The 17,527-nt window shown below is 46.6% G+C and carries 6 protein-coding genes; all 6 read right to left on the bottom strand.

All coding sequences use genetic code 11. The features are described from left to right. The coding region (locus ACGF7G_RS16640; protein WP_387466923.1) for a type VI immunity family protein at positions 1 to 461 on the bottom strand (461 nt) is incomplete at its 3' end. Positions 462 to 476: 15 nt separating this feature from the next. Next, positions 477 to 1,841, bottom strand: a complete 1,365-nt coding sequence (locus tag ACGF7G_RS16635) for a VRR-NUC domain-containing protein (protein ID WP_387466921.1) — start codon at positions 1,839 to 1,841, stop codon at positions 477 to 479. A gap of 2 nt (positions 1,842 to 1,843) precedes the next feature. Continuing rightward, a complete protein-coding gene (tssI, locus tag ACGF7G_RS16630) occupies positions 1,844 to 3,958 on the bottom strand; it encodes a type VI secretion system tip protein TssI/VgrG (protein ID WP_387466920.1) in 2,115 nt (704 codons plus the stop codon). 700 nt (positions 3,959 to 4,658) lie between these two features. Next, complete coding sequence (locus ACGF7G_RS16625) at positions 4,659 to 5,048, bottom strand: type II toxin-antitoxin system death-on-curing family toxin (protein WP_387466918.1); 390 nt, start codon at positions 5,046 to 5,048, stop codon at positions 4,659 to 4,661. After that, positions 5,045 to 5,266 carry a type II toxin-antitoxin system Phd/YefM family antitoxin gene (locus tag ACGF7G_RS16620; protein ID WP_387466917.1) on the bottom strand — a complete coding sequence of 74 codons (222 nt, stop codon included), beginning with the start codon at positions 5,264 to 5,266 and terminating at the stop codon, positions 5,045 to 5,047. Before ACGF7G_RS16620 ends, ACGF7G_RS16625 begins: the two co-directional genes overlap by 4 nt. A 209-nt stretch (positions 5,267 to 5,475) precedes the next feature. Beyond that, the gene (gene rtxA / locus ACGF7G_RS16615) at positions 5,476 to 17,262 is read right to left on the bottom strand and encodes an MARTX multifunctional-autoprocessing repeats-in-toxin holotoxin RtxA (RefSeq protein ID WP_387466915.1); all 11,787 of its coding nucleotides are present in this window, start codon (positions 17,260 to 17,262) and stop codon (positions 5,476 to 5,478) included. Positions 17,263 to 17,527: the final 265 nt, after the last annotated feature.

Genomic DNA, 17,527 nt, shown 5'->3' with positions numbered 1-17,527 from the left:
GCCATAAAGCGAGCCATGCCCTCCTGCTCTTTTAGATAATCCCAGGGCAGCACCAGACTCAGGTAGGAGCTACTGTTGTCACCACTTATTTCCCGGGAATCCAGATAATGCATCAGATAGCGGGGGGCTTCATAGATATTTTTTGCGTCACTAATATCCCAAGTAGAAGGCTGATTCTTTTTCTGATTAAGAATACCTTCTTCCACTTTGGCAATATTTTCGGGTGAATACTTTTTTAGCCCTTTCAGTGCATGACGGTGAAAACGCAGGTAAGTGCTGAACTCTTCGCGAAAGCGGCAATAACAGGCCAGAATGCGTTGCTTTTTCTCCGGGGTGTAACCCTGTTTAAAAAACAGGGTTATCGAGATACCCAGACGGGAAACAGTCAGCCCATCGCCATTGAGGAAAGTAAACGCAGCCAGTTGTGATCTTAACTGGGCAAAATAATCCAAAGTTTTCATATTTCTCTCCTTTCATTATGAAGCACTGGCGAATGTCACACTCGCCAATATTGCCAGGACAGCGGCTAATGCGGCGGCGCTGATCGCTGCGGCAGCAGTTAAAATTTCCACCAGTGCAATCAGCGCAGCAGCGACGGCGAGGGTGACGAGAATAACAACGGCAACACCGGCAATAATTACCACGACTTCCAACATGTCTTCACCGACCGCTTTAAATATTTGCATCCAGCTAATACTTTTTAGCTCTTCCAGGGTGATATCCGAACCCTGTTGCACGGTCTGCCATTGGGCTTTTATCTCACTCTCCGTCCAGGTCACAATTTTCCCCGTCTGTTCACTGATCCAGGAAAACGCGTAACTGGCCTGATGGTTTATCGGGTCAATAATTTCTTCACACACCCACTTGCCCGCTTGATTGAACCAGAGACCAAACTGAGCAAGGCGCTCCCGGGTACTGTCGCGGACATAATGCAACCCATTTTCGGCCAGACCAGCCACCTCCTGCCCGAGGACAACCCAGTCTTCATAGCTGGGTAAAAAAGACCAGGGGGAGGTACTGATAAGTGGGAGTTTTTTGGTCAGGGGTTGCGGAATAGTCCCCGGTACGCCTTCTTCGGGAGGTGTGGGGGGAGGTAATGCATTATCGTCAGGCGGCGAACCGGGTGGTAGCGGGGCCAACGGTATCGGATTTTTATAGTGCTGGGAACCGGGTTGGTAATGTTTTCGCCACGCTTCATCATACTGTTTTTGCTCTTCTGTGCGGCTATCGATGACACGCAGCACCCCAAAGCGAGAACGGGTAGCAATCTGGATATAATCTTGTTCTTGATCTCTACTTAGATCATCCCCCGGAAATTTCACCTCAATCAACATTTTTAGATTATCAGGGTGCACAGAACCATCAAAGTAGGTGGCATTTCTGCCCGGCCAGCGGAGATCCTCATCTTTAACCAGAATAATATCGGGGCGGCGAATACCAACAATTCCAAATTTCTCTGCGTCTTCCGCAGAAGGCCGGGCAAACGGATTACTGGATTGCGGTAAGTTATCACCATAACGCTGCTTAGAGTCTTGGCTGGTCGCCAGCATGGGCAGAGGAACATCTTGAGCTCCTCGGATAGCAAACACCACTTCTGCTTTATAAGGCCACAGGAAATCGTGCTTATACTCTTCAACTTTGATTAATCCGCTCATGACAATCTGTTTAAGAAAGCGAATCGCCCCCAGTTTAGTGATAATCATTGCCGGCAGTCGCTGGGCATATTCAGCTTTTTTCGCCAGGTAGCAGGGATCTTCATCGGCGGGAAAAACCCCTATTTCCATGGTGCAGGTGATTGAGGTGACGGCTGGACACATCTTGCCGCTGTTGGGTATAGCCATACTTATTTCTCCTTAAATTCCATAACATACTCTACGAGCGTGTTATCACTGACCTCGTATACGGTTTTCTTCGGCTTGGGTGTTGCTTGCGGTGAATTCAGTTGCAGATTTTCCTCAGCCGCACTCTGCACGGTCAGGGTTCTGCCCAGTGCGTCAGTTTTACCCGGGATGACCTGACCATCGCCAGTGGTGATGATGTAGGGGGCATTCACCAGCGGCTTATCGCTCTGCTCACTGAGCAGGGTATAGCGGGCAGAATAGTCAAACAGGGCACCGGCGGATTTCTTTCCAGTAATATGGTCAGTCATGGTGATGCTGACCCCCTCAAGACGAATATTTCCCATCGGGTCAATCACTATCTGGCCGCCAGCGTTCCCAATAGTGATTTGTCCGCTGTCAGAGTGCACAGTGATATGTTTACCCACGGTAATTTGCTGATTATCGGCGACGTTCAATTGATGGCTTTTACCAATTGAAATGGCTTGCTGACCTTTAATCGTCACCGTTTGGTTTTGACCAACTTCCCGCGTCTGGAAGCCCTGCACGGCTTCGTCATCATCGTGTTTAATTATCGCCGTGCGGTTATGCGCAACGTCTGTTTTCTGGTCATTGCCTATCTGCGTGGTTTTATCCCGGAGGATCTGAGTTTTCATATCCCGTTGAGCATGAATAAACACTTCCTCTCTGTCTTTGGCATCCTCAAAGCGCAGCTCATTAAATCCCTGTCCTCTGTGAGTGCGGGTTTTAAATGTGGTATAGGTTTTCTCTGCCGGTAAATCAAGGGGCGGGCGGTTGAGGCCGTTGTAGGTACAACCTGTGACAATCGGGCGGTCAATATCGCCGTTGAGATAGCTGACTATCACCTCCTGTCCGACGCGAGGTATCGCCATAAATCCGTAACCGCTGCCGCTCCAGCCTTGTGCTACCCGAACCCAACAGGAAGCGAGGTCGTCCGCTTCATCGTAACGGTTCCAATGGAAGTGGATACGTATCTCGCCGTGTTTATTCACATAAATCTCTTCGTTTCCCGCCCCGACCACCGTGGCGATTTCATCACCGTCCGCCAGGGGTTTATAGCGGTAAGGGGGCCGCCAGTCCTGGTGTCCTGGAATAAAGGTGACATCGTTTGTCAGTGTGGTTCCTTCACCCTCGTCGTTTGATGCGATAGGTTGCCGTCCATAATGAGTGACAGACAGCACCTGCCAGTGGGTATTCATCGCTGCTATTGGGTGGGATTGCAGCGTAAAAATTTTGCCCGGATGAAGCCGGATACAGTGGGTTTGGGCCGTGCCGACTTTGCTGTAGTTTTGTAACTGCTCTAGCCGCAATTGGGTAAACGGTTTTCCTTGCTCATCCCACTGGAAACGCCCGTAGCTTTCAAATACCGAACGGTGTCCACTTTTGCCAGCTGTCTTCCGGTGTTCGAGCGGATATTTGGGGTTCATAAAGTTATAGTCTTTCTGGACAGTGCCATTCGGGCACAGGTATTCGCCATAATGCCATTGGTACACAGTGGTATCGGTATCGTCCGGTTCAGGGTGCGTATTGTAAGTCAGATCGATATCCGCCCGCATACCCAGGTGGCAATCACAGAACAACAGATGTTTTTCCTCAAACCAGAAGATAATGCCCTCTTCTGCCGCCAGCCGGCACCAAAAATCATAGGCTGATTCGCGTTTTTGCGTGGTGTATTCCCGTTCCGCATGGCGTTTATAGAGCGTATCGCGGACAAATAAGATACGGTGCTCTTTAAGTAATTGCGCCAGGATCTCCGGAACAGACTGCCGATGGAAGATACGGCTGTCCTGATTCAGCGTCATCAGCCACAGGGTGGGGCGGATAGTGAAGGTATAAAAAGTGCGACGCCCGTCGGTATTACCCTGTTCAGCACCAGCTATCAAACCATGAATGGTGCGTTCGGTGACGCCATTACGGGTAATGGTCAGGGAGGCGAGGTCCCCCAGTTGTTCATTTAAGGGAATATCATCACGTGCGCTAACCACCGTTAACGTCAGGCTATAAAGCTGTGACAACTCTTCCTGCAAGGTAAATTGCGATACCTGAAAAGTTGTTTGAGATAGTGCGCCAATGTGGCAGGTGAAAACTAATCCATCCATATTTGAAACCTTATATCATTGAACCTTAATCGGGAAACCCAGATAACACCGGAGGCCATTAAACGCATCATTCGCTTCTGCCCTTTTAAATAGCGCCGTGCAGCGTTTTTTCATATTACCGAGCCGCTGTTTCAACTTGATGGCCCTGAATACAAAAATAGTTCCGGCCTGTTCCGCAGTAAAAAATGAAAGCGGGAAATATCCGTCACTGAATATGTGGCGTTTGAGAGCACACTAAAACAGTTTCCAGCTGAGTCGCGTGGAAATAAATAACAGGGAATTTCGTCCTCTGAGTTTTATGACCATAAGATTACAATATTTATCCTATGAACATAACAAAAATGTGACATGCGTCACAAAAATAGCCTGTTAATTACTCCCCGTTGTATGGAATGAATAAACATCGTCGGATGTTTTCGCCTAATTCGGGCGGCAAAAAGCGTCAGGATATTAATCCGGTGTGTTAGAGCTGATGATATATAGTTTTGAGTGTTTCTATTTGAATTCGTTGACCATTTTAACGTAAGCCACGTAGAGATTAATAATATTTTATTCAGTTCTCCACAATAGACGATTTCCATAATTTCAGCCCTTAAACTGCCTGGCTCAATAACAGAAAAAGCCGTATTCATTATTTCCTCACTGGGCTATCAATATCAGTTCTTTGTTAATTACCCAGTGAAGAAAAATAGATAACCAATTACAAAGGACAATTATTCATGCTATTTCGGAAAAAACATTTAGCAATGTTATCTCTCACATTATCACCCGCTGCCGCTAATACTGTTAGTTCCACCAATTCCGGCGATCTTTGAACGATAACCCCGTTTTTTTTCAGAAAGAATAGAGCTGTTGTTAAAGCGGTACGTTTATTTCCATCAGCGAAAACACGACCTCTGGCAATGGCGACAAAATAATAGCCAGCTATCTCAAACAAGTCGGTCAACGCTTCATATTCACACAATGCTTGAATACGATACAAAACAGCATCAACTCGACCAATATCCACAACACCACGCAGGCCACCGTATCGATCAATTAACTCTTCTCTGATATAACAAATCTCATCAAGAGAAATATGGAAAATCATAGGTCACTCAATTCCCTAAGTTCAGCATCAAATTCGTCAAATATTGCCGTCACGTCCTGCTTTAATTTATTGGCCGCAAACTCACGATATTCAGCCTCCGAAATGAGTACCGCCTTACCAAATGACTTATGGAGAATGATCACTGGCTCACCGCCAACTGCGGTTTTGTAAACATCGGATAGTTTTGCCCTAGCATCCGTGAAGTTGATAATTTTCATAGAATCACCTGTACAGTTGAAATGTACACACTATAGCACAAGCAACAATAAACTGAATGCACTCAATGCAAACACGACAGTGACCATGAACAGGAAATTCAATAGCATACTCAACAACAACTTATTTCTGTTGTTTCAACAATATGGTTGTTCTTTAAGTATGCTATTTACTTTTACAAAAACTTTTTTACTTACTTATAGCAAATTAATCAGGCAAATTTCCCTTTTCCCATCGTGGTATCTATCCACGCCGTCGTAATGGCGGCTTTGGCTTTACTGTCCAGGCTGTCAATAAAACCATTATCACCCACTGTCGGGGAAAAACCGCTCATGGCCTGAATCAAGGAATCAACCGCGTTGTCTGAAAGTGCAGTAAATTCACGCTCTCCTGTTCCGTCCTTACGCCCCATCTGAGTCACCAATTTGGCGCGATTGCCATTAAAGTAATTATTAAAGGTGACGGAACCCACTGACTCAAATATGCCCTGCTCTGTTCCATCCTGAGTATGACGATTCACTGATAATACCAAATCATATCCGCTACGCTGGAACCACAAGTTTTGCCAGTCAACATCGTTAAAGACAATCATGTCTTCTGCGCTGATATCATTAACCCGACTCTCTATCACTTTACCACTGACCACAAAGCTGTCTACGCCCGCGCCACCCCAGAAATGGTTTTGATACCCCCCCAGCGCCAGCAGATCTTGCCCCTCCCCACCATCAAACTGACTGAATTTCGAAATAGCAGCGGCTATCAGGTGGTCATCACCGTCTCCGCCATTGATCACCGCATGGTAACCCATCAGCTTAATCACATCGTTGCCGGTGTTACCATCAATGCGGTTGTCATTACCAAATACTCTGGCAAAGTCATTACCTTCACCTAACTCTACCCGGTTATTATTGCCGATGGTCACGGCATAATCCTGATCTTCCCCAGTATCCACCCGGTTGTAGTTGCCGGAAGTCACAACGTAGTCCCGGCCTTTACCCGCATCAATAAAACCACCTTCGCCAAAAACAAATGTCTGGTCATTCCCCTCCCCCATAAATACATGGTTAATGCGTCCGGCCACCACTGCGGTGTCATCGCCATGACCGCCAAACATCCAGTTTTCACGTCCCATCAGGACACCCAGATCATTACCTTCACCGCCCGTAAAGATGTTAGATGTGCCAATTGAGTAATAAACGTCATCACCACGGCCTCCCCAGAAGTTATTGTTGTCTCCCAGATAAGCGCCGAGATCTTTACCGTCACCACCCCAGTTGAAGTTATAGTTCCCCAACGAGACATGGACATCGCCATCCCCTTGCAAGTGACCACTATTACGCAGGAAATCAAAGGTTTTCTGCTCCATATTGAGCAGATCTGCGGTCAGATTCTTTTTCAAATTGGTGACTAATGATTTCATCTCTTCTTGTTTATGTTCGCTGAATATCGTCGCAAACAGGTTAGGCAGATTTAACGAATTAAAGCCAAATGCACGCTCTGATTTGTCATCAACCGGTGTCTTCCCGCCGTTAATGGCCACCCGCGATCTTTTTTCCTGATGTTCATTAGGCGCTTTCTCTTTTAGTCCATGACTGACAAAAAAGGCTTCCATACCATCAGCATGCATCTTGATGTTCTGTTTTAAACCATCATTTAATTTATCCGGATCAGTGAAGGCTCGCAGTTGATCACCACTGAATTGCCCAATAGTTGACAACATCTCTTGCAAAATAGCCTTGCCATCAACCAGTTCACCAGTGCGAGAAACAATCCGCCCCTCTGCGGTGTAATCCACACCAAAGATATCCGCTAAGGTGGTGTCCGCTTTAACACTCGCTAATCGGCCAAGCAGTTTGTTCTTAAGCTGACGCGGTAAATCCCGTGGATTATAGGTAAATGTTGTTCGCGCCATACCGGTTGTCGAGTATTGCTGCGTCATTAAACCAAACAGTGAACCCAGGTTGGTATCCAGAATCGATTGTATATGGTCACCAAACATAAAGTTCCAGCTACCGGTTGTGACCTGAATATCCGCCCCCTGACCACCAATCGCAAAATTAAAGGCCAGCTTTTCATTGGCTTGACGGAATTTATCTGCACGGCTCATTTTGCCCGGATCAATATGGTTGCCGTTACCACTTAACCATTGGTTGTATTGTTTGTTCAGTGCAGCTTCCGTGTCACTTTTTAAGCCACGGCTACTGCGTTCATGTTGCGAATTCAGATCAACCAACGTTTGGTAGTCCACACTGCTGGTTTGGTCCAGACCAGACATATCGTGCACAAATTTCTTCGCACCAGATAGCGTCCACTGCCGATTCTGTGCCGCCAACCAATTCCGCTCTTTGCCAGAATGAGCTATAGCTTTCAGTACACCCGTAATACGAGCAGCACCATCAAATGGATTAACCAACGGTGGCGTTGGGATTGATTTGTCCATCATCACTATCAGGTCATTACTGCGGCCCTGATTGAAGCTGACGTTGCGGTTACCAATAAACATCTGAGCCCCTTCAAGTGCTTGATAGCCACCGATATTGACACTGTGCTTACTGTCGCCATCACCGATGTGAACCATCACATTGTTGTCACCGAAGGCCAGTGATTTAAATCCACCGATCCCGATTTTGACACCCACGTTTGATGTTCCCCAGTTGATCGCCGTAAATTCACCGTTACCCACGTTCACCTGAATGTTACCGGAGTAAGTCAGCGATTTATCCGGTCGATGGTTTGAGCTGACTTCAATCCTGTTTTTTCTCTTCCCCGGTGCAGTGAAAATATTAACGTTATCCGCAATTATCCCTCTGCTCACCGCATCAGCCTCTCTGTACCCCACACTAGCAAGGTTGATATCACTCTCTGCTATGCCACGACGCACTTTTTCTGTTCTGGTCGCCGGTTCACCCTGTTCATTCCAGCGTAATACCCGTTTGTTATCGTCCAGTTTGTTAACCCACTGATGATTTTTATCGCGGGTAAATTTACGGCCAGTTGCATCAACCGCAACTTCACTGCGACGCGCAGAAACCTCACTGCGGATACCTTGTTCATTTAAGGCAACAATAAAACGATAGGCAAAACCATCCCGTTTATCATCACTAATCAGTGAGCAACCCACTATACTAATTCGTTCAGGTTCCCCCGCCTGGCGAAAGTTTTGTCTGAACTGTTTCAGTTTTATCGCCAGTTCGTCGGCACTGTAGCCACTCAGACGTGTGTTATTTTGAGCTGATTCTTCCCGGCCATGACCAACAATCTGCCAGCGTAATTTGCCTGATAATTCGTCGGGATCGCCATAAACGACATGATATTTCCCGTCAGGTTCAAGTTTAACGACGACGCTGGATCTCGGGTGTTTCCCCGCCAGGTTGATCGCGGCTTTCGCTACAACTGGATCATTTTCCATTTGAATAATGAGCTGACCATCAAAGCGGGTTCCACGGGCTTCACGCTTTTGCGCAAGGTTCTTTACCACAGCACGATGTTTATTTTGAGCATCAGAGAAAGTCGAGACTATTCTGTCTGCATATTGACTCATCAAGGCGCTACTTTCTTCATGACCGTGGAAGGTTTGTTCACCCGATACGTGGTAACCGGAGGAGATTAGCCTCGCACGTAGCTTTTCCCCCTGATGACCAAGATTTTGATTGTCAGTCAACAACATGATTGGCGTATTGATCGGCAAACCTTTAAGGTTTTTTTCTACTGAAAATTGCCCATTCATCACTTTTGCCAATGCCTCTGTGATGCCGCCAGGGTTTGGTATTTCATGCTCGGTTATGGCTTCAACCATACTCGGCATTGGCCTGTCGAGTAACAAACCGGACACGGCTTGATTATTTTGTGCTGCATAGCGGGCAAGATCAGCCGCAACTGGCCCTCCAATGGAATAACCATGAAGGATGATGTTACCCGGATCAATACCACGATCTTTCACCAAATACCGGAACATTGTCCGGGCATCTTGATAAAGCCCTTTCTCACTTGGCCCACCATCACTGCCACCATATCCACGCATGTTGATGGCAAGCATATCAATACCTTGTTTTTGATAATGACTTTGGATAGCGCTGGCTTGTTCCTCTGCGGATAATCCTGAACCATGAATAAACAGCACCACTTTTTTCGTTGCCGTTGTTGAAGGGCTGCCAGATCCCACGTCCCCCAGATGATAATATCCGGTTAAACGCCCCAGCCCACCTTTTAGGGTGATTTTGCTTGATTTGCCATGATTAACAGCCTCGTTCAAGTCCACCTGAGTCTCATCACTGATATAACGGCGATCTTCTTTAAGACCATAAAGTTCGTTGTTAAAGAATTGAGTCAGCGGATTTAAAGATCCATGATCGCGCGGCGGAGTGTCGTCATTCCTGATTATCACTGACTCTGAAACGTTATTTTTGTCAGATAACGCGTGTAACGTTTCCACAGGAGAACCACCCTGTTTTTTCTCCAAATCATATTGCCGATAGAGGTGCTGAGTTTTCTCAAAAGCACTATTTAATGCCTGACTTATCCATAGCTTCCCTTTATCTCCGGCGATATCCATCAGGTCCATATAACTGGCTGTGTAGTTTTGCAGTACCTGCCTGCGTCCATCGCCCGTCGCTTGTAACGCTTTGTAAACGACCAGACTTTCATTAACGGAATGACCGCCATCAAACACCAGGAACACCAATGTATTCAGATATCCCTGATCCGCCGGGAAAGTGGGATCTTGACTGGCGATATAGTTATTGAGGTGAACCATGATATTGGTCGAGCCAGAGGCCCCCGTCACTACGGAATGCCCTTGCGCCAGCGCGTTACGTTCAAGCGCTGTTTCATGTCCGGGCGTCAGAATTCTGCCGGCGGCAACCTTCCTGCCAGACAGAAAGTCTTCGTACCGCTCACCCGATGGCTGGTAAGGCAGCGCAATACCGTAATCATTGGTTTGCTGCTCCGTTATCTTCACTTTGTGTGTTACATCAGCCCATTTGGCTAACTGACTGCTGGTCGAACGGCTCTTGTAGATTTCTTCCCGATAGAAAGTATCCCCTTGCGCCTTCCATTGAGATGAAATCAACCCCATGCCATCCACGTTCGACATTTTTACCGCCAGAAACGGTATTTTGATCATTTCAAAACCGTTATCCACCTTGGTCATCATGGTTCTAAAGTTATCAAAGGTCGGCTGTTGCAGGAACGTGGTCAGTTCAGGTACCCGGCTGAACCAAGGGCGAATATCCTTCTTAATGGTATTGGCAAAGGCTTGCATTCTGAGGTCAATATCACGCACGGGTGCACTAGAGGTATTCTGCATCCATTGTTCAAACTCCCGCACCAGGAATTGACCTGTCCGCCTGGCTGCTGCTATCGCATCCGGTGACACGGTTTTCACCAACTCATGAGCCAATTCTGAATCAAAACGGCGGCCAAATAAGTTATCAATATATTGGGTGGTTGCCTTTTTTCTGCGAGCATCAGTCTGTAATGAAAGCACCAAAGCGTGCAACTCAGGGTATGCCTGTAACTGAGTGGCGGCGTCATTAAATAACTTGATGGTTTTTTTGGGTGTCACCTGCCCGGTGAGCCAGAGTTCCCTGGCCCGTTCAACCAAAGATGTAGTTTCTGGGATACCCACCTCTTCCAGTCGGCTCATGAAAGCAATGAGGCTTTCACTTTCGGTCCTGGGTACTTCCCGTTCAGTCATTGAGTTTGTTCGGGTCAACGGTGTCATTTGCCATTCAATAAGGCGATCAATGTCGTCTTTGGTTACACCACCACCTTTCAGACCTACAACACGTCCAATTCCATCAAGTATTATTTGCGGATTAAGTTGTTCAGCATGTTGAGGCACCACCGTAATCCCAAGGATCCCAACTGATTCGGCTCTCTGGGCTTGCAAGTGCTCAATCATCCTGCCCGTCTTAAAGCGTACTAAGTCCACTTGACTGCTACGCCGGGCAAATTCCGCTGGGTTATGTTGTTGCCAATGAGAAAGTGCCTGTTCAAATTGCAATACATGCTCTTCATCAAAATGGGGCATCATTTTTTTGTTGAAAATTTCATGTACAGCGTTCAACACCTTACTCAGCTGTTTTTTCTGGCCTAATGTTCCCTCATCGGAATGGATAAACAGCTTGTTTCCTTCTTTCAATAAATTAAATTTTAGCTTGTCAAAAATAACGGAATTATGCTGCTCTCCTTGCGGATCATTCCCCAACGATTGCAAATCAACGCCTGAAATTCGCAGGGATCTTCTGACAAATTCACCGGAGCTGTTTAAGGTTGGAGCCGCCAGGTTGTCAGATTGTGTTTTGGCAAACGTTGATGTATCCAAAACACCTGTCCTTGCTGCGCGAATGCCTGCATTTATCTGTAAACGATTAATCGCTTGTTTAGCGCCCGCCAGCGCCTGTAGCTCTTTTTCGGCCAAGCCCTTGTAGAATTTGCCTTTAACTGCCGGCATAGATTCAGGATCTATATGGCTACCGGTTTCCCCTGCCCCTGTTGATTCGTAGGCTTTACCAGATAAACCACTACCACCAGCCCCAACGCGATCAGGTCTGGCGTCGCTCTGTTTAGCGCCTTTAGCATCTGCTTGTACTTGAGTAACTTTATTTTCAGCCGTAGCCGTATCGCGCTCACCCTGCTTTTTAGCATCCTGATACGCAATATTAGCGTTATTTTTAGCTTTTTCGGCCCGCTGTTGCTGCGATAACGCTTCTTCTTTTCTTAACCCAGCTTTTTTCTTAGCGTCGGCAATATCTTGTTTTGCACTGGCATGATGCTGCTCACTTTTTGCTACACCCGCTTCTGATTTCGCTACCGTTTTTTCTATTTGTTGTTGGTTATCAGTAATATATTGTTGAGCAGCCGCTAATTTTCTCTGTGCAATCAATTTGGTGTAATCCAACTCATACTGAACACTCCCCAAAAACTCGGCAGCAAATTGATCGCGCCACGGGTCACTTGCTTCACCGTCGTAATTGGCATAATCATCCAGCACCTCCAAGCCCTGAGTCATGGAAATCAGTTTGTCAGTCTCCATTTGCGCTTCTGCTTCTATCGCATTGCGCTGCATCAATCCATTTTGGTTAAGGGCTTTGTTATCCGTTAATTCCAATTGGAGTTGCGATTTTTCAATAGCAGCCAGTTGCTTATCTTTTTCCTGCTCCAACAGCAGGCGATCTTTTTCGACTTTTTCTTTATCGTTTAGCGCATTTTGCGCCGCTTTATCCTGTTTCGCATGTTCGGTAACCGCATTGGTTTGTCGTTGATGCTCAGATTGCGCAACGATATTGTCCAAGATATAGCCCAATCCATCATCCTGGCCTGTACCTTTAAATTCAATCCGGTTAGTCCCCGCTTTTGCCATTAAATCAAGTTTTTGGCTGTGCCAGATAGCCCGCTCCCCAGAAGCTGAGAATACTGATTCACCATTCCACAACACCATGATTCCATTGTCACTGAGATCATGACCTATCTCATTTAAACGACTCGCAAAATCAAAAGTCAGCGAAATCACTTCTCCCTCAGACAGATTTTGCAACTCCTGCGAAATCGTCGTGTTTTTATCAACATCAAGTTCACTGACCCGTTTGCCATAACCGGTATTATCAAGACCATAAGCACTCGCTGGGTTATATGCCTCAATATCATTGGTTGATTGCCAACCCAAGCCACCTTGCTCAAAGTTACCATTGACGATCAGGTTTCCATTCTGGTTCGGTATAGATCTTGTTTTTCGATGCAAAGCGCTTTCTATCGAGTCAATATCAGGCCTTTCCACCGCAGTTACAGAACCACTGAGACGACGGCTTAAATCTGAATCTACCGGCGCAATTTCATCCATCTGAAAACCATCAATTGCAGAAACTTCCACTAAGTTAATTGCGCCTCTGCCTTTATGTGTCCCAGACGTGTTAGCTTCATCACCCTGAACCAGATAGTTGATCGCCTGACTGCCTGCCACACCTAACGCAGTTTGTTTGATATTTTCAAAGAGGGAAGAGAGTTTGTTGCTTTCTGCAACAGAAAAACTGTAAAAATCACCGTTGCCAATCTTAATCGCCACGTTATTGCGGGCATAAGAGGCGTTGATAGCCAGACCATCACCAACCTGAATATTGGCGTTGCCTGCGCCTTTCATAACCGCCACATTCAGGCCATTTCCGACTTTGGTATTAGCGTTATATTCACCCCACACCACGTTAACGGAAACACCGTCACCCACTTTGGTATTCACATTAAGGTCACCATGCGTGGCCGTCACATTTAAACCATTCCCCACCGTAGTCGTGATATTGGCTTCGCCTTTCGCAGCGGTCACCTGTATACCATCACCCACTTTGGTGACGATATTGCTTTTACTCCACAACGCATTAAAGCTGTCACCGTGACCAACCTGAGTCACAATGTTTGCATCGGCTTTAGCCAGCACCACATTACGCCCGTCGCCTACCCGGGCGATAACGTTAGCTTTGCCCCAGGCTCCCGTGTAGTCATCACCGTTACCGATATGAGTGATAATATTGGCATCACCCTGAACGACCGTGACTTCCTGCTCATCCCCCACTTTAGCAATGATGTTCGCTTTACCTTTGGCAAAGTTGTAACGATCGCCATCACCCACCTGAGTCAGGACATTGGCCTCACCCCAAACGGCGTTCACCCCGGTACCATTCCCCACTTTAGTGATGATATTGGCTTTACCTTTGGCGAAACCCACGGTTGTACCATCACCAATATGTGTCATAACATTACCCACATCGGAAATAAGCAGACCAACTGTCGTGCCTTCTCCCACTTTAGTCAGAATATTGCCTTTGCCAAGCAGTACCGCCGCAGTTGTCGAATCGCCGACATGCGTGATGACGTTAGCTTTCGCCGCCGCAACCACCCCCATAAAATCATCACCCACTTTGGTGACAATATTGGCCTCACCCAGCGCCAAAACACCGGTTAAACCCTTGCCGGCATGGGTCATGATATTGGCCCGGCCAAACATTGCCGCCAGCGTTGTGCCATCACCGACTTTGGTCATGACATTCAGCTCACCGGCAAACAAGCCAATACTGGTGCCATCACCCACATGCGAGTAGATATTGGCTTTACCCACCATCAAAGCCGCCGTCAGATCGTCACCAACCTTGGTCAACACATTGGCACCACCAATCATGGCAGCAAAGGTATTGCCATCACCAACATGGGTAAAGATATTCGCCTTGCCAATCATTGCCGACAGCGTTATGCCGTTGCCCACTTTGGTCGCGATATTGCCTTTTGCCAGCATCAAGGCAACGCTCATGCCATCACCAACATGGGTAAACACGTTACCGGCGGCTATCATCAATGCTAATGCGTCGCCATCACCCACTTTAGTGAAGATGTTTGCGATGCCACCCATCAGCGCCCACGCGTCACCGTTGCCAACATGAGTAAAAATGTTCCCCGCACCAAGCATAGCCGCAATCGCAGTGCCATCCCCAACTTTAGTGAAGATGTTGCCGGCGGCTCCCATGATACCCAACGTCAGCCCATCACCGACATGGGTAAACACGTTACCCACCCCAAGCATAGTACCGGTCGTATTGCCGTCGCCTACTTTAGTCAGGATATTAGCGCCACCCAGCATGACCCCAGTCGTGTTGCCGTCACCGATGTGAGTCAATACGTTTGTACCGCCACTCATTACCGCCAGTGTATTACCCGGCCCTTTTTTGGTGAGGATATTGGCTCCGCCCAGTGCTATCGCCGTCGTGTCTGATGTTTCAATTTCATCACCGAGATGGGTGATAATGTTGGCACCGCCGAGCATACCGGCAACCAGATCACCGGCACCGAGTTTAGTCAGCACGTTAGCGCCGCCCAAAAGTACCGAGGAGAGATTCCCTTTTCCTGCTTGGGTGATAACATTAAAACCGCCTGCCCCTGACCAGTTCGCACTGCCATCACCTATTTGGGTATGGGTGTTGTAACCACCCAACATCTGTATCTGGCTGTCACCATGGCCTTTGTGGATCGAGATATTGCCATAAGCCAGAAGATGAGCCAGATATCGCCCGTCACCAACCCGCACAAGAACATTTGCCGCACCACCGGCGTAAACATCCATTTCTCCCCTCAGGCTTTGGTGAACAAGGACGTTAGCTAAACCCGCACCACGAAATGTCAGATTGCCCTCTTCACCACTTTTCACAATGACATTGGCGGCACCAGCACCTTCAAAATGCGTATTACCGAATTTCGAACTGTGCAAAATAACGTTAGCCGCCCCCGCACCGTTGAAATTAACATCACCGTCCGTAACGCTGGATCTAATAACGTTTCCACCACCCGCCCCGCTAAAATAAATATCGCCAGAGCTATCACCACTGGTTATTGATGATTTGGTAAGATCTTGCTCAGAATCGCCTTCAAGACGAGCTAAACGATCAGGAATACTGTGATCAACATTTAAATCATAGTGAAGCTGGCTTAACGTATAACCTGCTCCGATTGATTTATAGCCATGAGGATAGGCAAATATTTCATTCGCTAAACGACCAGTATAGTCACCCTTTTTATACCAGGCTTTTGCAATATATTTCAGTTTCCCTGTTTCATAATCATTGGCCAGTTTAACTTCAACCACTTTGGTATAGGGTTCCAAAAAGGTTGCATACACATAAGTATTCGGCAAACTGTTTGATTTAACTGCGGATACATCAATTTTCGAACCATCCGCAGAGATGGCATATCCTCCCATTTTGGCATCACTCAGTGTGACATTTTCCGCTTTAACATGGGTACCGCCAGCATAAGTCACCCACTTACTTGGCAATAACGCTTCCTCGATACCATGTATCGTGGTTGTTTGTCGATATAGAAGATTAATACTGGCAAGATTAATCGCCTCTTCGTTTTCAATCGGAAAAAATCCATTATTCATTGCGATCTTTTCCGCAGCCAAATCTTTAAGATGATGACCTTCCTTATACCAGGCGGTAGCGTAATAACGGAGTTTACCGGTATCAGGATCATTTTGGAGCCGCACGGCAACGACTTTAGTATTAACATTATCGGCAAATGCAAACAAATAAGTGTCAGGCTCTATGGTGGATTTAATCGCGTTAACTAGCTGAGGTTGCTCAATCCAATCCCCTTCCATTGTTGCCGATGTCATAACAATATCTTTGGCTTGAGCAAATTCTATTTCATTCTCCGCACCCGCCCGGGTAATTTCGTTATAAACCCCTGCACCAGAGAAATTGATATTACTATGGGCAATATCGGAATAGAGTTTGTTATAGCCACCGGCACCTTCAAAAGTGATATCACCGCGAGTCTGTTCATACACATCCTCACTGTGGCGTATACGCTCAATGCGGTTTGATGCTCCTGCGCCACGTAAGATAATGCTGCCTTCTCTGCCTTTCCGCACAATATGATTATCCGCGCCGGCACCTTCAAAAGTGATATCACCACTTTCCATCCGCGAATTGATGCTGTTTGCCGCACCCGCGCCATTAAATGTCACATCACCCTGAGTCCCCTGATAACGGTTAAACCAGGTACGGTCAATATCATTAGCTGCCCCTGCGCCGACAAAATACAAATTGCCCCGGTCAGTTTCATGCCATAACTCATTATATCCACCCGCCCCCTTAAAACGGGTGTCACCCGATAAGCCTTTACGAACCAGTTTGTTATAACCGGCAGCCCCCGAATAATACAAATCCCCCTTTTCACCCGTATGATCAATGAAAGCAGCGCCTGCCCCACCCGCAAATGACAGGCCGCCATTTCCCGTTTTACAAATACCTGCGTAACCTGACGCGCCTTTTACCGAAAGTTCACCATTTGTATGGTATACATCGACTTTAAATGAACCAACCGTAACATTGTCATCCCCGCCATAAGCATAAACGTCACCACCAACACCAATAGCAGTAATATTATTACCATCATTATCGTCGTAATACTTTCCAATAAAGAAATACTCTGTACTTCTATTTGATGATTTCCCCATAAATAATCCTTTAATTTATAGCTGAGGTTAAGCAGAAAACCACGGTATTTAATGAATACAGCGGTTGCTTTGAATATTAAATTCCCTACGAAACAGTTAAAGTTTTTTAATCTTTTAACAGAAAAAGCCCCAATAATAAAAATCAATTATATCCCTTATATAAAATACCTAATTCAAAATTATTTCATCCATTAGCCTGTTTCATTCCAGAAAAATTAAAGAAATAAAAAATTCAAAGATATTTAATGTAAATATTTTTTCTACA

Source organism: Photorhabdus sp. RM323S (genome assembly GCF_042879375.1).
GTDB lineage: Bacteria > Pseudomonadota > Gammaproteobacteria > Enterobacterales > Enterobacteriaceae > Photorhabdus > Photorhabdus tasmaniensis.
The sequence above is the reverse complement of the archived record's forward strand: the minus strand, read 5'-3'. Positions and strand labels throughout refer to the sequence as shown.